This window comes from Delftia sp. CH05 (assembly GCF_009827015.1).
Taxonomy (GTDB): Bacteria; Pseudomonadota; Gammaproteobacteria; order Burkholderiales; family Burkholderiaceae_C; genus Comamonas; species Comamonas tsuruhatensis.
This window is the reverse complement of record NZ_WUMG01000005.1, coordinates 163,599-182,797: the sequence shown is the minus strand read 5'-3', so window position 1 is coordinate 182,797 and position 19,199 is coordinate 163,599. Positions and strand designations below refer to the sequence as shown.

The 19,199-nt window shown below is 66.6% G+C and carries 16 protein-coding genes; 8 read left to right on the top strand and 8 right to left on the bottom strand.

Translation table 11 applies throughout. The features are described 5' to 3' along the window. Positions 1 to 11: 11 nt before the first annotated feature. The gene (locus GRX31_RS07110; RefSeq protein WP_016453140.1) at positions 12 to 380 is read right to left on the bottom strand and encodes a YqcC family protein; all 369 of its coding nucleotides are present in this window, start codon (positions 378 to 380) and stop codon (positions 12 to 14) included. 247 nt (positions 381 to 627) lie between these two features. On the opposite strand from GRX31_RS07110, the gene GRX31_RS07105 reads away from it, so the two are divergent. Then, positions 628 to 945, top strand: coding sequence for a hypothetical protein (locus GRX31_RS07105; protein WP_016448012.1), 318 nt, complete (start codon positions 628 to 630; stop codon positions 943 to 945). Between the two features lie 83 nt (positions 946 to 1,028). Here the strand turns inward: GRX31_RS07105 and mpl are convergent, their stop codons facing one another. After that, positions 1,029 to 2,468, bottom strand: coding sequence for a UDP-N-acetylmuramate:L-alanyl-gamma-D-glutamyl-meso-diaminopimelate ligase (mpl, locus tag GRX31_RS07100; RefSeq protein WP_160852021.1), 1,440 nt, complete (start codon positions 2,466 to 2,468; stop codon positions 1,029 to 1,031). A gap of 244 nt (positions 2,469 to 2,712) precedes the next feature. Here mpl and GRX31_RS07095 point away from each other — a divergent pair, with 244 nt between their 5' ends. The 7 genes from GRX31_RS07095 (at position 2,713) to GRX31_RS07065 (ending at position 9,304) form a co-directional block, all read left to right on the top strand. Continuing rightward, the gene (locus GRX31_RS07095; protein WP_016448010.1) at positions 2,713 to 3,321 is read left to right on the top strand and encodes a hypothetical protein; all 609 of its coding nucleotides are present in this window, start codon (positions 2,713 to 2,715) and stop codon (positions 3,319 to 3,321) included. Between the two features lie 46 nt (positions 3,322 to 3,367). Next, positions 3,368 to 3,868 carry a TlpA family protein disulfide reductase gene (locus tag GRX31_RS07090; protein WP_160852048.1) on the top strand — a complete coding sequence of 167 codons (501 nt, stop codon included), beginning with the start codon at positions 3,368 to 3,370 and terminating at the stop codon, positions 3,866 to 3,868. 145 nt (positions 3,869 to 4,013) lie between these two features. Continuing rightward, positions 4,014 to 4,478 (top strand): acetyl-CoA carboxylase biotin carboxyl carrier protein, encoded by a 465-nt coding sequence (accB, locus tag GRX31_RS07085; RefSeq protein WP_016448008.1) that lies wholly within the window; start codon positions 4,014 to 4,016, stop codon positions 4,476 to 4,478. A gap of 132 nt (positions 4,479 to 4,610) precedes the next feature. Further along, on the top strand, positions 4,611 to 5,975 hold the full coding sequence (accC, locus tag GRX31_RS07080; protein WP_016448007.1) for an acetyl-CoA carboxylase biotin carboxylase subunit: 1,365 nt from the start codon (positions 4,611 to 4,613) through the stop codon (positions 5,973 to 5,975). An 85-nt stretch (positions 5,976 to 6,060) separates the two neighbouring features. Beyond that, entirely contained in the window at positions 6,061 to 6,951 is an 891-nt protein-coding gene (gene prmA / locus GRX31_RS07075; RefSeq protein ID WP_047217452.1) for a 50S ribosomal protein L11 methyltransferase, read from the top strand. Between the two features lie 75 nt (positions 6,952 to 7,026). Next, complete coding sequence (locus GRX31_RS07070) at positions 7,027 to 8,367, top strand: zinc-ribbon and DUF3426 domain-containing protein (RefSeq protein ID WP_160852020.1); 1,341 nt, start codon at positions 7,027 to 7,029, stop codon at positions 8,365 to 8,367. 34 nt (positions 8,368 to 8,401) lie between these two features. Continuing rightward, on the top strand, positions 8,402 to 9,304 hold the full coding sequence (locus GRX31_RS07065) for a carbohydrate kinase family protein (protein ID WP_160852018.1): 903 nt from the start codon (positions 8,402 to 8,404) through the stop codon (positions 9,302 to 9,304). A 97-nt stretch (positions 9,305 to 9,401) separates the two neighbouring features. Here GRX31_RS07065 and GRX31_RS07060 read toward each other — a convergent pair whose 3' ends face one another. The 6 genes from GRX31_RS07060 to GRX31_RS07035 all read right to left on the bottom strand — a co-directional run bounded on the left by GRX31_RS07060 (position 9,402) and on the right by GRX31_RS07035 (position 19,198). Next, entirely contained in the window at positions 9,402 to 10,358 is a 957-nt protein-coding gene (locus tag GRX31_RS07060; RefSeq protein WP_070080660.1) for a hypothetical protein, read from the bottom strand. 177 nt (positions 10,359 to 10,535) lie between these two features. Further along, entirely contained in the window at positions 10,536 to 11,630 is a 1,095-nt protein-coding gene (locus GRX31_RS07055; RefSeq protein ID WP_016448002.1) for a ribonucleotide-diphosphate reductase subunit beta, read from the bottom strand. A 214-nt stretch (positions 11,631 to 11,844) separates the two neighbouring features. Next, positions 11,845 to 14,763, bottom strand: a complete 2,919-nt coding sequence (locus tag GRX31_RS07050; RefSeq protein ID WP_016448001.1) for a ribonucleoside-diphosphate reductase subunit alpha — start codon at positions 14,761 to 14,763, stop codon at positions 11,845 to 11,847. Between the two features lie 529 nt (positions 14,764 to 15,292). After that, positions 15,293 to 15,934, bottom strand: coding sequence for a 1,6-anhydro-N-acetylmuramyl-L-alanine amidase AmpD (ampD, locus tag GRX31_RS07045; RefSeq protein WP_016448000.1), 642 nt, complete (start codon positions 15,932 to 15,934; stop codon positions 15,293 to 15,295). Beyond that, positions 15,921 to 17,435 (bottom strand): sigma-54-dependent transcriptional regulator, encoded by a 1,515-nt coding sequence (locus tag GRX31_RS07040; RefSeq protein ID WP_160852016.1) that lies wholly within the window; start codon positions 17,433 to 17,435, stop codon positions 15,921 to 15,923. The genes ampD and GRX31_RS07040 overlap by 14 nt, the downstream gene beginning before the upstream one ends. Then, entirely contained in the window at positions 17,435 to 19,198 is a 1,764-nt protein-coding gene (locus GRX31_RS07035) for a sensor histidine kinase (protein WP_047474686.1), read from the bottom strand. Before GRX31_RS07035 ends, GRX31_RS07040 begins: the two co-directional genes overlap by 1 nt. Position 19,199 lies beyond the last annotated feature (1 nt).

Below are 19,199 nucleotides of genomic sequence, written 5' to 3'. Positions count from 1 at the left end.
CCGCTCCGTGGTCAGTGGGACGATGTGGCGTCCGGCGGAGTCAGACCGCACTGGTTCAGCGTGTCGTCTATGCCCTGCAGCAGGGCCAGCAACTGGCGCTTGTCGAATTCCACGGGCTGGCTCCACTCATGTTCGGCCAGCGGATGCACGTGGCTTTGGCAGGGCAGCTGGCCGCCGGCCTCGATCACGGCACGCAGCCGGGGCAGGAAAACCCACTGCAGCCATTGCTGCAGCTTGAGCGTGTCGTACATGAAGGGCATGGTCGACGCCATGGCCTCGGGGCTTGGCGCCACGGCCGACCAGAGGCTCTGGCCGCGCAACTCATCTTCGAGCTGCTGCAGCTGGTCAAGCAGTTTCTGGTGTGTGGTGTCGGTCGTCATGCGATGCGGTTGATGAAGATTCGGAGTCCAATCTGCATGCGATTGTACGTTTGCACCTTGAAGCGGGCGCCGTGCCGCCATGAAACACCTGCTGCTGGCAGTGCCAGCCCCAGGCTGCGGCGCTTGCGCCATGTCAGCTTGCCTGGGGTGTGGAAAAGGCGCTTGCGGTTAAGCTCGCGGTATGAGTAACGGCCCTGTCCTTGCGAGCAGGCACGGGGTTGTATCCAGTAATGACGAGAGGAGTTCCATGCGCAGCGAAGTGATTGTGGTGTTGGATGCCGGAAAAGAGTACCGCACGGACACCAACGGGCTCACCCCCATGAGTTCCGATGAAGGACGGCATTGGCTGGACCAGCAGTTCATCTCCATGGACTGCGAACCCCTGCGTGCCAGCGGCAAGGTACTGCTGGCCGACAAGCTGGTGGTGGTGGCGCGCGCGGCGCGTTCGCGTGCGGGGCTGTTCGACGACGAGCAGTGGCGCAACAGCTATGCCGTTGCAGCCCAGGCCGTGCTGTCCAAGCCGCTGATCCGTGTCGACGTGCCCGCCATGTCCATCAGCTACTGACGGCTGACAGGCGAAGGCACATGAAAGAAGCCCGGGCATGTCCCGGGCTTCTTTCATTGGGGTGGGGCTTGCTTGCGCTTTGTTCAGCCTGCGGTCTGCAGGGCGGCCAGCAGCTTGGGGTGTATGCCGCCGAAGCCGCCGTTGCTCATGCACACCACATGGTCGCTCGGCCGGGCGGCTGCGAGGATCTGTCCGATCAGCGTGTCCATGTCGCCTGCCACCTGCGCCTTGCGGCCAGGGCCCACGCCCAGGGGATGCAGCGCCTCGGCGGCGTCCCAGTCCAGGCCGGCCGTGTGGCAGAACACCAGATCGGCGCTTTCCAGGGACCAGGGCAGTTGCGACTTCATGGTGCCCAGCTTCATGGTGTTGCTGCGCGGCTCGAACACCGCAAGGATGCGTGCCTGGCTGCCGAGTTTGCGGCGCAGGCCGTCCAGCGTGGTGCGTATGGCCGTGGGGTGGTGGGCGAAGTCGTCGTAGACGGATACGCCGCCCGCCATGCCGCGCAGCTCCATGCGTCGCTTGACGTTCTGAAAGCGCGCCAGCGCCTCGCAGGCCTGTGCCGGCGTCACGCCCACGTGCTCGGCTGCCGCAATGGCGGCCAGCGCATTGAGCTGGTTGTGTTCCCCGGTCAGCGCCCATTCCAGGCGGGCCACCTTGCGGCCACGGTGCAGCACGTCGAAGGCGCTCGGATCGCCCTCTGCGCTGAAGTCGCTGACCACCGCCCCGAAGCTGGAAACCTCGCTCCAGCAGCCCTGGTGCAGCACGCGGGTGATGCTTTCCTCGATGCCGTTGACAACAAGCCGGCCCGAAGCGGGGACGGTGCGCACCAGATGGTGGAACTGGCGTTCGATGGCACCGAGATCCTCGAAGATGTCGGCGTGATCGAACTCTAGGTTGTTGAGCACGGCCGTGCGCGGGCGGTAGTGCACGAACTTGCTGCGCTTGTCGAAGAAGGCCGTGTCGTATTCATCGGCCTCGATGACGAAGACGGGCTCCGCGCCGGCCGGGCCCTCGCCTGGCGTCGGGCGCCTGGATGCACCCAGGCGGGCCGAGACGCCGAAGTCCAGCGGCACGCCGCCGACCAGAAAGCCCGGGGCCAGGCCTGCGCATTCGAGAATCCAGGCCAGCATCGACGTCGTGGTCGTCTTGCCATGCGTGCCGGCCACGGCCAGCACATGGCGCGGGCAGGACGGATGGTGCAGCACATGTTCGCAAAGCCATTGCGGCCCGCTGGTGTAGGGAGCGCCGCTTTCGAGGATTGCCTCCATCAGCGGGAACTTGGGGCTGCCGTCGGGCAGGCGCGCGCGGCTGACCACGTTGCCTACGACATACATGTCGGGTTGCAGGGTCATCTGGTCGGCGCCGTAGCCCTCGATCAGCTCGATGCCCAGTGCACGCAGCTGATCGCTCATCGGCGGGTAGACGCCGGCGTCGCAGCCTGTGACGCGGTGCCCAGCCTCGCGCGCCAGCGCGGCCAGTCCGCCCATGAAGGTACCGCAGATGCCCAGAATATGTATGTGCATGGCCGGGCATTCTACGGTTGCCGCCATGTCCGGGATGGCTGGCCTGCAAAAACAGGAGCTTGCGGCCCAGCAGGCACCGGGTCCCGGAAACACAAGGTTGCGAAATCGCCGGTGCAAGGCGCTGGCGGGAACATGCAAAGCCCGTCAGCGGCCGGCGTTGCTGCGGCTTGGGTCACAATGGCCCGGGGCCATCCGCAGGGAAGGCCTCTTATATATATGTAGGGATACAGCGGATCGTAAAGCCATGGACCAAGCCACTGCCGAAATTGCCCAGACTGCGGCCCGCCTCGTGGTCGAGGAAGGTCTGGAATGGGGGCCTGCCAAGCACCGCGCTGTGCGCCAGCTGGGACTGCCCTCGCGCACTGCGCTGCCGGGCAATGACCTGGTGGAAGAAGCTGTGCGCGAATACATCGCCCTGTTCTGCGCCGACACCCAGCCCCAGGAACTGCAGGCCCTGCGCGAACTGGCCCTGCAATGGATGGATCGCCTGGCCGAGTTCCGTCCCCACCTGGCCGGCGCCGTCTGGCGCGGCACGGCCACGCGCCTGTCCGATATTTATCTGCAACTGTTCTGCGACGACCCCAAATCGGCAGAGATCGCACTGATCAACCAGCATGTGAACTACGAACCCAGCACCGTGACGGGATTCACCGGCCAGAGCGTGGAGGCGCTGAGCATCCATGCCTTCTGCCGCCCGCTGAACGAGGATGTGGGTGTGCACCTGCTGGTCCATGATCTTGACGATCTGCGCGGCGCGCTCAAGCCCGATGGACAGGGGCGCAGCCCGCGTGGCAGCGCAGAGGCATTGCGCAAGCTGTTGAACCAGGACGAAGGGGAGGCCGACCGTGGCTGATTCCGTGGATGCAGGTCAAAACACATCTTCCCGCCGCCGCTGGCTGATGGGCGGCGTTGCCGCCGCCGCAGGCCTGGGTGGGGCAGGGTTTGCGTGGTGGCGTTTTCAGCCGCACGCCATGGACGCCAGTGCCGAAGAGCAGCTGTGGCAGCAGCGCTTCATCACGCCCGATGGCTCGGCCATGACGCTGTCGCGCTGGCGTGGCAAGCCGGTGCTGGTCAATTTCTGGGCCACCTGGTGCCCGCCGTGCGTGCGCGAACTGCCCATGCTGGATGCCTTCTCGGCACGCCAAGACCAGCATGGCATTCAGGTCATTGGCCTGGCCGTGGACAAGCCCGAGGCAGTGCAGCGCTTTCTGGGCCGCACACCCCTGCGTTTCCCCGTGGCGCTGGCGGTGGAAGGCGGTCTGGGCCTGACCCGCTCGCTCGGCAATCTGCAGGGCGGACTGCCCTTCACCGTGCTGCTCGGCGAGGATGGCCTAGTGCGGCAACGTAAAATAGGTGAGCTTACTACCGAAGATCTGGCTTCCTGGAGCGCAAAAGGCTGATTTCCGCAGCGACCGAGCCTGTGCAGGCTCAGGAAATCCCCCGAATTCCATGGCGACGTTGATGAAAAATATGCCTCAAAGCACGCAGAAGGGCGAAATTGGAGTAAATTCGCGCCCTATTTAGTTGTTAGCCGCTGGAGCTCCCATGGATTTGCGAAAACTCAAGACCCTCATTGATCTGGTGTCCGAATCGAACGTGTCGGAACTGGAGATCACCGAAGCAGAGGGCAAGGTCCGGATCGTCAAGAGCGAAGGCGCCGTGGTGCAGCACTACGTGGCTGCGCCCATGCAGGCTCCGATGGCTGCGCCCGTGGCAGCACCTGTGGCTGCTCCCGCAGCAGCGCCCGTGGCAGCCCCTGCCGAGGCAGCCGTCGCGGGACATGTGGTGAAGTCGCCCATGGTCGGCACCTTCTACCGCGCATCCAGCCCTGGCGGCAAGCCTTTCGTGGAAGTGGGCAACCAGGTCAAGGAAGGCGAGACCATCTGCATCATCGAAGCGATGAAGATTCTCAACGAGATCGAGGCCGACAAGAGCGGCACCATTACCCGCATCCTGGGTGAAAACGGCCAGGCCGTCGAGTACGGCCAGCCCCTGTTCGTGATCGAGTAACCTGCAGGCGAGCGATGCCGCAAGCGGCACGACGCCCTGGCGCGAACGCATGCCGCGGCGCGACAGAGCAATTGGCTCAACTGACGGCTTCGGCCTGCGTACCGCCGCAGGCACCAAGCCGCGAGGACCTTCATGTTTAAGAAAATTTTGGTTGCCAACCGGGGCGAGATCGCCCTGCGCATCCAGCGCGCCTGCCGTGAACTGGGCATCAAGGCGGTGATGGTGTATTCCGAGGCCGACCGTGACGCAAAGTACGTCAAGCTGGCCGACGAGGCCGTGTGCATCGGCCCCGCTCCTTCGCCGCTGAGCTACCTCAACATGCCGGCCATCATCTCGGCCGCCGAGGTGACCGACGCCGAGGCGATCCACCCTGGCTACGGCTTTCTCAGCGAGAACGCCGACTTTGCCGAGCGCGTGGAAAAGAGCGGCTTCACCTTCATCGGCCCCACGCCCGACAACATCCGCACCATGGGTGACAAGGTCTCGGCCAAGCAGGCCATGATCAAGGCGGGCGTGCCCTGCGTGCCGGGCTCGGACGGCGAACTGCCCGACGATCCGGTGCAGATCCGCCGCATCGCCAAGGCCGTGGGCTATCCGGTGATCATCAAGGCCGCAGGCGGCGGCGGTGGCCGTGGCATGCGCGTGGTGCATACCGAGGCGGCGCTGATCAATGCCGTGCAGATGACCAAGGCCGAGGCCGGTGCGGCCTTCGGCAATCCGGCCGTCTACATGGAGAAGTTCCTGCAGAACCCGCGCCATGTGGAAATCCAGATCCTGGCCGACAACCATCGCAATGCCGTCTACCTGGGCGAGCGCGACTGCTCCATGCAGCGCCGCCACCAGAAGGTCATCGAGGAAGCGCCGGCTCCCGGCATTCCCCGCCGCCTGGTCGAGAAGATCGGCGAGCGCTGCGCTGCAGCCTGCAAGAAGCTGGGCTACCGTGGCGCAGGCACCTTCGAGTTTCTCTACGAAAACGGCGAGTTCTACTTCATCGAGATGAACACGCGCGTGCAGGTGGAGCATCCGGTGACGGAACTGATCACGGGCGTGGACATCGTTCGCACCCAGATCATGGTGGCCGCAGGCGAGAAGCTGCCTTTCACCCAGCGCCAGATCAATGCCCAGCTCAAGGGCCATGCGATCGAATGCCGCGTGAATGCCGAGGACCCCTACAACTTCATGCCTTCGCCAGGCCGCATCACCATGTGGCATGCGCCCGGTGGCCCGGGCGTGCGCGTGGACTCGCACGTCTACAACAACTACTTCGTGCCGCCGAACTACGACTCCATGATCGGCAAGATCATCGTTCACGGCGACACGCGCGAGCAGGCGCTGGCACGCATGCGCACTGCGCTGCTGGAGACCGTGGTCGAAGGCATCAAGACCAACATCCCGCTGCACCAGGACCTGATGGTGGACGCCAAGTTCATGGAAGGCGGCACCAACATCCACTACCTGGAAGAGTGGCTGGCGCACCGCAACGCCAACAAGCGTTGAGCGGGTCACCCGATCGACCATGCATGCTGGCCCCCGGCGACGGCGGCCGGCATTTTTCATTGATTGCTTAGAAAAGGATGGGCCCATGTTCGAGTTGAGCCTGCTGTGCCCGGAAGACCGGGTCGAAACCATCAGCGATGCACTGGATGCGCTGGACGCCCTGAGCGTATCGGTCGAGGACGCCGACGCGCAGACCGAGGCCGAGCAGGCCCTGTTCGGCGAGCCCGGCATGCCGCCACCCAAGGACGGCTGGCAGCGCAGCCGCCTGGTGGCGCTGTTCCCCACGCAGCAAGCGGCCGAAGAGGCACGTGATCTGCTGCTGCCCCAGGACTTCTTCGAGGGCTGCAGCATCATCGCCGTCAAGCAGGTGCCCGAGCAGGACTGGGTGCGCCTGACGCAGTCGCAGTTCGCCCCCGTGGACATCACCCCCGAATTCTGGATTGTTCCCACCTGGCACGAGCTGCCGCCGCAGGCGCGCGTGAGCATCCGCCTGGACCCGGGCCTGGCCTTCGGCACGGGTACGCACCCGACCACGCGCATGTGCCTGCGCTGGATCGCACGCCAGCCCGAGGGCAGCCTGGGGCGCACGCTGGACTACGGCTGCGGCTCCGGCATCCTGGCCATCGGTGCGGCCAAGTTCGGTGCCACCGACATCGACGCGGTGGACATCGACCCGGCTGCCGTGGAGTCCACGCGCTACAACGCCGATGCCAACGCCGTGCAGTTGAAGGCCGGCCTGCCCGATGCCGTGACGGGTGAATACAGCACCGTGCTGGCCAACATCCTGGCCACGCCGCTCAAGGTGCTGGCGCCGCTGCTGTGCGCCCGCGTGGCGGAGGGTGGAAGCCTGGTGCTGGCCGGCATCCTGGAGCGCCAGGCCGACGAACTCAAGCAGGCCTACGCGCCGTACCTGGCACTCGAAGTCGCCGACAGCGAAGATGGCTGGATCCTGATGACCGCGCGCCGCGCGGCCTGATTTGCGCCACGAGTCCCTGCGCGGCTGCCGCCTTCATGGCGCGGGCCGCGAGCAGCTGCCTACAATCGATCGCTGATGAGCCAAGTCACCCGCTGTCCTGCCTGTGGAACCCGCTTCAAAGTGGTGGCCGACCAGCTGCGAATTTCGCAGGGGTGGGTGCGCTGCGGCGTCTGCCATGAAGTGTTCGATGCCTCCGAGGATCTGCAGCCCCTGCCGGCCACGCCTGCGCATGCCGCCGGCAATCCCGTGGCGGGCGGGGCATCGCTCGATGGGCCGGAATTCGAGGACGATGACATCCGCGAATTCCGGGAGTCCATGTGGCTGCCGACGGCGCCCGTGGGGCTGCCGGGGCGGGGTGCTCCGGCACCGGCTGCAGCCACGGCAACTGGTGCAAGCACGGCGCCTGCTGCCAGGGTCGAGCCTTCGCCTGCCGTGCCGCCTGCCGAAGCTGCGGCTCCGCAGGCGCCCGCGCCCGCGTCCCCGGCACCGCCTGCGCAGACCCCTTCGGCTTTTGCCGCCGACGATCCGGGCCGCGAGCTGCCTGGCGCGTCGCTGGTGGACGAGATCCTGGCGGCGTCTGTGGCTGCACCAGCGGCGCAGCCCCAGCCTGACGCGCGGCATGGGCCGGCGGTGGCGTCCCCGTCCGGCCTGGAGCCCGAACCCGAGCCTGAACCCCAGCCCGAGCCTGAACACAAGCCTGTTTCCGCGCCATCGCCGCACAAGGTGGACGGTGCCGTGCCGTCCCAGAAAGCCGATGCGCCTTCGCTGTCCGTCCCGACGGGCCTGGTCCGTGAATCGGAGCGGCAGGCGCAGGTATCCGTGCCTTCGCCGGAGTTCTCCCGCTGGCCCGACAGCGACGGCGAGGGTGGCAGCGACGACCAGCCTGCGCTGCCCGAGGCCGAGCCCGGCTTTGTGCGTCAGGCGCGGCGCAAGGCCTTCTGGCGCCGGCCTGCCGTACGCGTGGCCCTTGTGCTGGGCTGCCTGCTGGGCGCGGGCGCTTTGGCAGGCCAGGTGATGTGGGGCCAGCGCGATGCGCTGGCCGTGCAGCATCCTTCGCTGGCGCCCACGCTGCAGACCCTGTGCGCCATGGCGGGCTGCGAGCTGCAGCCGCGCCGACAGATCGGCGATGTGGTGATCGGCAGTTCGGGTTTTCGGCAGCTGCCGCGCAACGGCCAGTACCAATGGAGCCTGACCCTGGAGAACCGTTCCGACTTCCCCGTGGCCATGCCCGCTGTCGAACTCACGCTCACCGATGCGCAGGACAAGCTGCTGCTGCGGCGCGTGATCCGGCTCGACCAGTTCGGTGCCCCCGCGCAGATCGAGGGCCATGGCGAATGGAGCGTGACCGCCCCGGTCGAAGTGCAGGGCCTGGAGTCCGCCGTTGCCGGTTACCGCGCCCTGGTTTTTTATCCCTGATTCCCCTGACTCTTCAAGAAAGCCGAGACACACCATGGCCGCTCTCATCTGCGGATCGCTTGCGTTCGACAACATCATGACCTTCGACGGAAGGTTTGCCGACCAGATCCTGCCTGACCAGTTGCACATCCTCAATGTGTCCTTCCTGGTGCCCACGCTGCGCCGCGATTTCGGCGGGTGCGCGGGCAACATCGCCTATGCGCTGAGGCTGCTGGGGGGCGATGCCTGGCCCATGGCCATGGTGGGCAGTGACGGTGCCGACTATGTGCAGCGTCTGCAGGATCTGGGCGTGCACACGGCGCACATCGGCCAGTTGCAGGACACGCATACGGCCCAGTGCATGATCATGACCGACCGCGACAACAACCAGATCACGGCCTTCCACCCGGGCGCCATGATGCAGGCCCACGGCAACCGCATCACGCCCGAACTCAGGGAGCAGGTGCGCGTGGGCATCATCGCTCCCGATGGCCGCGAGGCCATGATCGAGCATGCCCAGCAGTTCAAGGCTGCAGGCATTCCCTTCGTCTTTGATCCGGGCCAGGGCCTGCCCATGTTCGACGGGCAGGATCTGCGCCGCTTCATCGAGCAGGCCGACTGGGTGGCCGTGAACGACTATGAAGCCCGCATGCTCAGCGAGCGCACGGGCTGGAGCCTGGAGCAGATTTCAGGGCAGGTGCAGGGCCTGGTGGTGACGCTGGGCGCGCAAGGCTGCGAGGTCTGGGTGCAAGGCACCAGGACCCCGGTGGCGCCTGTGCAGCCCGCTGCCGTGGTCGACCCCACGGGCTGTGGCGACGCGTGGCGTGGCGCCCTGCTGTTCGGCCTGGAGCGTGGCTGGGATCTGGTGCGTTGTGCAGAACTGGGCAACCGCCTGGGTGCGCTCAAGATTGCCAGCCGCGGCCCGCAGAACTACGTGCTGGACTTCGCCAAGCCCTGAGGCGGTGATCGCCGGGTGGCGGTACAGCCGCCATCGTCGCAATGAAAAAAGCCCGACTCGAAAGAGCCGGGCTTTTTGCTTTGAGACCGGAGAAGTCTCAGGGCTTGCTGCCTGTGGGGAAGGGCCATGCGGCTTGGGGTGCCAGGCGGGTTTGCGCGATGGGCGCGGGTGCGGCAGCGGGAGCTGCAGGCGCGGCAGCGGCGGGAGCTGCTGCGGCCTTCTTGGGAGCAGCGGCCTTCTTCGGCGCTGCAGCCTTCTTGGCGGGAGCGGCAGGAGCTGCTGCAGCCTTGGCGGGTGCTGCTGCGGGCTTGGCAGCCGGTGCAGCGGCGGGCTTCTTGGCCGCAGGAGCTGCAGCCTTCTTGGCGGGAGCTGCGGCCTTCTTGGCGGCAGGAGCAGCAGCCTTCTTGGCAGGCGCGGCAGCCTTCTTTGCAGCAGGAGCAGCAGCCTTCTTGGCGGGAGCAGCGGCCTTCTTGGCAGCAGGCGCAGCAGCCTTCTTGGCGGGAGCAGCGGCCTTCTTGGCAGCAGGAGCAGCAGCCTTCTTGGCGGGAGCTGCGGCCTTCTTTGCAGCAGGAGCAGCAGCCTTCTTGGCAGGAGCGGCGGCCTTCTTTGCAGCAGGCGCAGCAGCCTTCTTGGCGGGAGCGGCGGCCTTCTTGGCAGCAGGAGCAGCAGCCTTCTTGGCGGGAGCAGCGGCCTTCTTTGCAGCAGGAGCAGCAGCCTTCTTGGCGGGAGCAGCGGCCTTCTTTGCAGCAGGAGCAGCAGCCTTCTTGGCAGGAGCGGCGGCCTTCTTGGCAGCAGGAGCTGCAGCCTTCTTGGCGGGAGCAGCGGCCTTCTTCGCAGCAGGCGCAGCAGCCTTCTTGGCGGCAGGAGCAGCAGCCTTCTTGGCGGGAGCGGCAGCCTTCTTTGCAGCAGGAGCCGCAGCCTTCTTGGCGGGCGCTGCCTTGGCAGTGGCCGTGGCTTTCTTCACGGCTTCAGCCTTGGGGGCGGCCGCCTTTTTGGCGGTGGTCTTCTTGTCGGTGGGGGCCTTGGTAGAGGCCGTCTTCTTCGCAGTTGCCATCATCTTCTCCTTCGTTGATTTGCACAAAACACTTCGGGGTACGGGGCTCCGAAGCGATTCAATGCGATGTGGAGTGACGCATCGCAATGAACACGGAGACGCCCCACGCCGCAACACCATCGGTATTGCAAAAGCGTGAAGCGCGTCATGGTTCGCATTGTGCCTGCAGAGAAGCGATTAATCCCAGGAAAGTGCGCCTCCGGTTTGATACTCGATGACGCGTGTCTCAAAGAAGTTACGTTCCTTCTTCAAATCGATCATCTCGCTCATCCAGGGGAACGGGTTTTCCTCGTTGGGGAACAGGGCCTCCAGGCCGATCTGCGTGGCGCGGCGGTTGGCGATGTAGCGCAGGTAGCCCTTGAACATCGATGCGTTCATGCCCAGCACGCCGCGCGGCATGGTGTCCTCTGCATAGCGGTATTCCAGCTCGACGGCCTTGACGAAAAGCGCCGTGATTTCTTCCTTGAATTCGGGTGTCCACAGCTGCGGATTTTCGAGCTTGAGCTGGTTGATCAGGTCGATGCCGAAGTTGCAGTGCATGGACTCGTCGCGCAGGATGTACTGGTACTGCTCGGCAGCGCCGGTCATCTTGTTCTGACGGCCCAGGGCCAGGATCTGCGTGAAGCCCACGTAGAAGAACAGGCCCTCCATCAGGCAGGCGAAAACGATGAGCGACTTCAGCAGCGTCTGGTCGGTCTCGAAGGTGCCGGTCTTGAAGCTGGGGTCCATGATCGCCTCGATGAAGGGGATCAGGAATTCGTCCTTGTCGCGGATGGAGGGAACCTCGAGATAGGCGTTGAAGATCTCGCCTTCATCCAGGCCCAGCGACTCCACGATGTACTGGTAGGCGTGGGTGTGGATGGCTTCCTCGAAGGCCTGGCGCAGCAGGAACTGGCGGCACTCGGGTGCGGTGATGTGGCGGTAGGTGCCCAGCACGATGTTGTTGGCCGCCAGCGAGTCGGCCGTCACGAAGAAGCCCAGGTTGCGCTTGACGATGCGGCGCTCGTCCTCGGTCAGGCCGTTGGGGTCCTTCCACAGGGCGATGTCGCGGTTCATGTTCACTTCCTGCGGCATCCAGTGGTTGGCGCAGGTGGCCAGGTACTTTTCCCAGGCCCACTTGTACTTGAAGGGCACCAGCTGGTTGACGTCGGTCTTGGCGTTGATGATTCGCTTGTCGGCGGCGTTGACGCGCTGGTGTGTGCCGGTGGCGGGGGCAGCTCCTGCGCCGGTCGGCGTGTTCGAGAGGGTGGCGTCGTCGTCAAAGGTCAGCATTGCAATTTTCTCCGGCATGCCCTGAGGCATATGTTCAGTTCATTCGGTGCGAAAGAGGCCTCTCTTTCTGCTCCGGTCAATGTAGGACCATGGGTGGCCTGGCATGTTGAGCAGGCCCAAGGTCCATGGCGAAGATCCTGCGCATGGCGCTGGCTGGCTGGCTGGCGGGCAGGGCGCGGGGCCTGCGCCGTGGCGAGGCCCCGCGCTGCGCGGCTTACTGGCAGGCTTCGCAGCCGGGATCGTCGATGGCGCAGAACTTGATGTCCGTCGCCGGGGCCTGGGCGCGTGCGGCGGCTGCCGCGGCTTCCAGGGCGCTGGAGGTGCTCACGGCAGCGGGCTGGGCGGCAGCCGTGGGCACTGCGTTGAGCACGCGGCTTTGCACCGTGGACTTCTCGATGTTGGTGGCGCTGGTGGTGCGCAGGTAGTAGGTGGTCTTCAGGCCACGCAGCCAGGCCAGCTTGTAGGTGTCGTCCAGCTTCTTGCCCGAGGCGCCGGCCATGTAGATGTTCAGGCTCTGGGCCTGGTCGATCCACTTCTGGCGGCGTGCAGCGGCCTCGACCAGCCAGGTGGGCTCGACCTCGAAGGCGGTGGCGTACAGGTTCTTGACGTCCTGGGGCACGCGGTCGATGGGGCGCAGCGAGCCGTCGAAATGCTTGAGGTCCATGACCATCACGTCGTCCCACAGGCCCAGGCGCTTCAGGTCGCGCACCAGGTACTGGTTGATGACGGTGAACTCGCCGGACAGGTTGGACTTGACCGACAGGTTGCCGAACGAAGGCTCGATGGAGGCATCGACGCCGACGATGTTGGAGATGGTCGCCGTGGGGGCGATGGCCACGCAGTTGGAGTTGCGCATGCCGTGCTGGCCGATCTTGGCGCGCAGCGCATCCCAGTCCAGGCGCGAGGAACGGTCCACTTCCACGTAGCCGCCGCGGGCCTTCTCCAGCAGGTTCAGCGTGTCCAGCGGCAGGATGCCCTGGTCCCACAGCGAGCCCTTGTAGCTGGAGTACTGGCCGCGTTCCCTGGCCAGTTCGGTGGAGGCCCAGTAGGCGTAGTAGCAGATGGCTTCCATCGACTGGTCGGCGAACTCGACGGCCGCGTCGCTGGCGTAGGCGATGCGCATTTCATAGAGCGCATCCTGGAAGCCCATCAGGCCCAGGCCCACGGGGCGATGGCGCAGGTTGGAGTCCTTGGCCTTCTGCACGGCGTAGTAGTTGATGTCGATCACGTTGTCCAGCATGCGCATGGCCGTGGTGATGGTCTTGCGCAGCTTGCCGTGGTCGATGGCGCCGTTGGTGATGTGGCGCGCCAGGTTGACCGAGCCCAGGTTGCAGACGGCGGTCTCGGTGTCGCTGGTGTTCAGCGTGATCTCGGTGCACAGGTTGGACGAGTGCACCACGCCGGCGTGCTGCTGGGGCGAGCGCACGTTGCAGGGGTCCTTGAAGGTGACCCAGGGGTGGCCGGTCTCGAACAGCATGGACAGCATCTTGCGCCACAGGTCCACGGCCGGGATGCGCTTGAACAGCTTGAGCTCGCCGGTGTCGGCCTTGGTTTCGTAGGCCGTGTAGGCGCGCTCGAAGGCTGCGCCGAAGAGGTCGTGCAGGTCGCCGACATCGGAGGGCGAGAACAGGGTCCACTGGCCCTTTTCCATGACGCGCTTCATGAACAGGTCGGGAATCCAGTTCGCCGTGTTCATGTCGTGCGTGCGGCGGCGGTCGTCGCCCGTGTTCTTGCGCAGCTCGAGGAATTCCTCGATGTCCAGGTGCCAGGTCTCCAGGTACGTGCAGACGGCGCCCTTGCGCTTGCCGCCCTGGTTCACGGCCACGGCCGTGTCGTTGACCACCTTGAGGAAGGGCACCACGCCCTGCGACTCGCCGTTCGTGCCCTTGATGCGCGAACCCAGGGCGCGCACGCGCGTCCAGTCGTTGCCCAGGCCGCCGGCGAACTTGGACAGCAGAGCGTTTTCCTTGATCGACTCATAGATGCCGTCCAGATCGTCGGGCACCGTGGTCAGGTAGCACGAAGACAGCTGCGAGCGCAGCGTGCCGCTGTTGAACAGCGTGGGCGTGCTGCTCATGAAGTCGAAGGAAGACAGCAGTTCGTAGAACTCGATGGCGCGCGCGTTGCGGTCCTCTTCCTGCAGCGCCAGGCCCATGGCCACGCGCATGAAGAAGGACTGGGGCAGCTCGATGCGCGTCTTGCGCACGTGCAGGAAGTAGCGGTCGTACAGGGTCTGCAGGCCCAGGTAGTCGAACTGCTGGTCGCGTTCGGCCTTGAGGGCGGCAGCCAGGCGGGGCAGGTCGTAGTTCAGCAGCTCGGGGTTGAGCAGCTCGTTGTCCACGCCCTTCTGGATGAAGCCGGGGAAGTAGGCGGCGTAGGCCGACTGGATGTCGGCAGGCTGCACGTCATGGCCCATGACCTCGCGCACGATGGTGTGCAGCAGCAGGCGGGCGGTGACGTAGGTGTAGTCGGGGTCCTTTTCGATCAGCGTGCGCGCGGCCAGGATGGAGGCCTTGAAGACTTCTTCGATCGGCACGCCGTCGTACAGGTTGCGCAGCGTCTCGGCGACGATGGGCGCGGCCTGGATGTCGGCATTGAGGTTGCGGCAGGAGGCCTCGATCAGGGCCAGCAGGCGGGCCTGGTCCAGCGGAACGCGCTGGCCGTTGTCGGTCACATGCAGCACGGGGGCGGGCGCGGCCGCAGCGGCGGCAGCGGCCTCGGCGGCCTTCTTCTGCTCGGCACGCTCCTGGTTGCGGCGGTCGCGGTACAGCACGTAGGCGCGCGCCACGTCGTGGTGGCCGCCGCGCATCAGGCCCAGCTCGACCTGGTCCTGCACGTCTTCAATATGGAAGGTGCCGCCGCCCGGACGCGAGCGCAGCAGGGCGCGCACCACGGCCTGGGTGAGCTCGTCCACGGTCTCGCGCACGCTGGCGGAGGCAGCGCCCTGGGCGCCGCGCACGGCCAGGAAGGCCTTGGTCAGCGCGACGGCGATCTTTTGCGGGGTGAAGGGCACCACGTCGCCGCTGCGGCGGATGATCTGGTAGCCGTCCTGCACGGACAGGTGATGGGCGGAGGAAGGATTGGCAGCATCACCGTGCGCAGCGGGAGCCAAAGAATTCAGTGCTTCTTGCATGAGTTTCCTCAACGGGTGTTTGTGGATAGAACGGACGCGGACCTGCACTGGGGGCAGGCTTGCTGGGAGATGGAATCGATGGCCGGATGTGCACACCGTTTTCACAGGGTGTGCACAGCTTGTGAACACTAGATATGGTGTCCGGCGTGCTCTCAGGCACTACCTGTAGTGTATCGCCGTCTCATGTACACGGGGTACTCACGGCCGGAAAACCGCTGTTTGCGCTGCGCCAAAACAGTGCCCAGCATGCAAGCCCATAGCAGCAGATCACCGCTGCGCGGTGGCTGGCGGGCGATGGCCTGTCGCAAGCCGCTACAGCCTTGCCGCTGCGCCGGTCGGACCGCCGAAAGCCCCATGAACAGTGGGGCTGCGACACATGCGTGAATTTGTAAAAAAAGATCAGGCCGGCCCGGCGTGCGCCTGCGCGCCACATGGGTTGCTTTCTGGATTGACAGCGCACTTTTCCTGGGCCTGTGGACAAGCCGGCCTGCGTGCAAGGCCTGGCGCAGTCCGGCAGGAGGGTGTGTGCTTACGTGGAGGGCTGGCCGGCGCGGGGCGGCAGCTGCCAGTTCGCCGTGGCCTGGTGACGGGACAGCAGCCCGCGCAGCCGGGGCCAGTCGAAGCCGGGGCCGGGATCGCGTTTGCGGCCGGGCGCAATGTGCTCATGGCCTGCGAGATGGGCGACGGGGTAGCGTGCGGCGATGGCTTCGCACAGGTTCTCCAGGGCCGCATATTGGGCCGGCTCGAACGGCAGTCCCTCCAGGCCCTCCAGCTCTATGCCGATGGAGTCGTCGTTGCAGCGGTCCTTGCCGCGCCAGCTGGAGGCGCCCGCATGCCAGGCGCGCGCGTCACAGTCCACAAATTGCCAGACCTCGCCCAGGCGCGTGACGAAGAAATGGGCCGACACCTCCAGGCCGCGTATGCCCTGGTAGTAAGGATGGGCGTCCCAGTCGAGCTGGTTGGTGAACAGTTGCTGGACCGCCCCCGTGCCGTACTCGCCGGGGGGCAGGCTGATGGAGTGCACGACGACCAGATCGACCAGGGCCTGGGCCGGGCGCTCGCCGAAGTTGGGCGAGGGCAGGTGGCGTGCCTGTTGCAGCCAGCCGCCTTGCCAGGTCCAGGCCGGGCCCATGGTCGTGGTGGCTGGTGCCTGCGGATCAGGCTTCGCCATGGCCGCCTCCGTCCGCCTCGGCGCTGGCGTCGCCGGGCAGGGCGATGTTCAGCCGGTCGATGCGGTAGCGGATCTGGCGCAGGCTCAGCCCCAGGCGTGCGGCCGTGGCCGTGCGGTTGAAGCCGTTTTCCTGCAGCGCCTGCACCAGGATGCCGCGCTCGCGCTCGTCCAGCCAGGCCTGCAGGTCGCGGGGCAGCTCCATGTGGGCAGGCTCCGGCGGCGGTGCGGCGCCGTCGTGCGCCTGGGTCTGCGTCGATGCGGGTGGAGCCGGCGGAGTGCCGCAGGGCAGCTGCATCTCGGGGTCTATGCGCAGCGGCCCTTCCTCGCCCAGCGTGATGGCGCGGTGCAGCAGGTTCTCCAGTTCACGCACATTGCCGGGCAGGGGCAGGCGGGCGATCTGCTCCAGGGAACGCTCGTCGATCTCGGGCATGGGCAGGCCCGACTCCTGCGACAGCCGTGCCAGCAATGCGCGGCACAGCGCGGGCAGGTCCTCGCGGCGCTCGCGCAGCGGCGGAAGAAGTACTTCGATGACGTTGAGGCGGTAGTACAGGTCCTGGCGAAAACGTCCTGCCTGCACGTCGGCGGCCAGGTCGCGGTGGGTGGCGCTGACGATGCGCACGTCGGCCGCTTCCTCCTGCGCCGAGCCCAGGGGCCGCACGCGGCGTTCCTGGATGGCGCGCAGCAGCTTGGCCTGCATGGGCAGCGGCAGGTCGCCGATTTCGTCGAGGAACAGGGTGCCGCCGCGTGCCGCCTGGAAATAGCCGTCGCGGTCCTGGGTGGCTCCGGTATAGGAGCCTTTGCGGGCGCCGAAGAACTCGGCCTCCAGCAGGTTTTCGGGGATGGCGCCGCAGTTCACGGCCACCATGGGGCCGTGGGCGCGCTGGCTGCAGGCGTGCAGGGCGCGCGCCACCAGCTCCTTGCCCGTGCCCGACTCCCCGTGCACCAGCACCGGCGCCATGCCGCGCGCCACCTTGGCAATGCGCTGCTTGACGGCCTGCATGGCGGGCGACTCCCCAACCATGGCGTCGAGCGCCCCGCCGCCGCTGAGCACGGGGCTTGCGGCCGACGCCGCCGAGGGGCTGCGCGCCGGCATCACGCCGGGGGGCGGCACGCCGCCCACGCCCTGGGCGGCCGAGGCCACGACCAGGCGGAACTGCTTGAGGTCCACGGGCTTGGTCAGATAGTCGAAGGCGCCCGAGCGCAGGGCTTCGACGGCATTTTCGGCCGAGCCGTAGGCGGTCATGACCACGCAGCGTTCTCGCCGCTGCTGGTTGCGCAGGTCCTGCAGCAGCTCCATTCCCATGCCGTCGGGCAGGCGCATGTCGGTGATGACCACGTCGAAGCGCTGGGTCTGCAGCTGTTCGCGCGCCTCGCCCACGCTGGCGGCGGTTTCCACGCGGTAGCCTTCGCGCAGCAGGGTCAGTTCATAGAGGGTGCGCAGATCCGGCTCGTCGTCCACGACAAGAATCGATGCGGCAGCGGGCAGGGAGTTCAAGGGCATCACACCACAATCTGGTCAAACAGGGAGGCCGGCAGAGCCGATGCGGCGCCGGCGCGGAACACGATGCTGAAGGCATTGCCCTCGACAGGGCCGTGCGGCGCGGGCCGCGACAGCCGCTGGTAGCTGATGCCTGCATCGTAGCGCTGGCACAGCTCGCGGCAGATGTACAGGCCCAGGCCGCTGGAGCGGCTTTCCGACGAGAAGAAGGGCTCGAACAGATGGCGTTGCACCGTGGGCTCCAGTGCGGCGCCGTCGCTCCAGACCTGCAGCCAGATCTGGCCTGCGGCCGGCGCGCCGGTCAGCACCTGCAGCGTATGCGGCTGCTGGGCGTTGCTGCGGTAGCGCTGGGCGTTGTCCAGCAGGTTCACCAGGATGCGGCGCAGGTGCTCGCCGTCGAACACCACGGTCCTTGCGCGCGCGTCCAGCAGCAGCTGGATGCTGCGCGCAGGCTGGCCCTGGGCCTGCCACTCCTGGCAGGCCTGGGCCACATGCTGGTCCAGGTCCAGTAGGCCGGCGTGGGCCTCGCCAATGTGCTGCTGGGCCCGCGCGATGTTGAGCACGTCCTCGACGGTGCGCGCCAGCCGCTCGGCGTTCTGGCCCACGATGCGGCACAGCTGCTGCTGGGCCGGGTTCTGCGCCAGATCTTCTGCCAGCAGGGCGTTGGCCTGGGTGATGGCAGCCAGCGGATTGCGGATCTCATGGGCCACGGCGGCGGACATGCGGCCCATGGAGGCCAGCTTTTCCGTGCGCAGCCGCGCCTCCAATTCGCGCAGGTCGTGCAGAAAGACCACGCACAGCTGCTGCAGCAGCGCGGGCTCGGCGGCATCGGTGGCGTCGGACGGGGTGGCGACCTCGGTCAGCCAGGTGCGCAGATGCAGTCCCGTCATGCCTTCCTGGCCGATGGACTGCAGATGGATGGCGGCCGATATCGGCAGGTTCTGGGCAAAGCTCTGGGCCACGGCATCCTGCAGCCGCTGCCAGCCGGCGTGCTCCTTGAGTGCGAAGGGCAGGGCATGCGCGTCGGCCAGTCCCAGCAGGTGCAGCGCGGCCGGGTTGGCCTGCTGCACGCGGAATTGGGGATCAACCACCAGCACGCCTTCGCCCAGGTGGCGGATCACCAGGGCATTGACCTGCTCCTGGGCCTGGGCCTTGCGGCTGCTGTGCTGTGCCAGGTGCCGCTCGCGCCGCACGCGGCGCGCCAGCTCGTGCGTCAGATAGGCCACGGCGAAATAGCCTGCGCAGGCAAAGCTGGCCTGGTAGTAGGCCTGGGTACTTTCTATGCGGCCCGCCAGGTCCTGCCATGCGACCCAGCCCAGGGTCAGCAGCGTGACGCTGGCCGTGGTGGCCAGCGCCAGCGTCAGATTGCCCAGCACGGCCGAAATCAGGATGGGGATGGCCAGCAGGGCCGAGTAGTTGAGCGGGCCTGTCTGCAACACCTGCAGCAGGCAGATGGCCGCGATGTCCACGCCGATCACGGGCAGCCAGTGCACGCCGGCGCGGGCAGAGGGCGGCTGCTCGCGTGCGGTCAGCCGCACCAGCAGCGTCAGCCCCAGGTAGCCCAGGCAGACCAGCCAGACCAGGGGATTGCCGCCGGGCTGCACGCTGAGCAGCGCCAGCTGCAGCAGCAGCAGCGCAGTGGCGATGAGAACGCGGCCCGTCAGAAATCCCTGCCACAGCCGGACGAAGGGGGCGTTGGCGTCGTGCGGCGACTGCGCCGTGGCCTCGTCGATGGTGGGCGGCTGGGAGCGGGCGGCGTCCTGCATG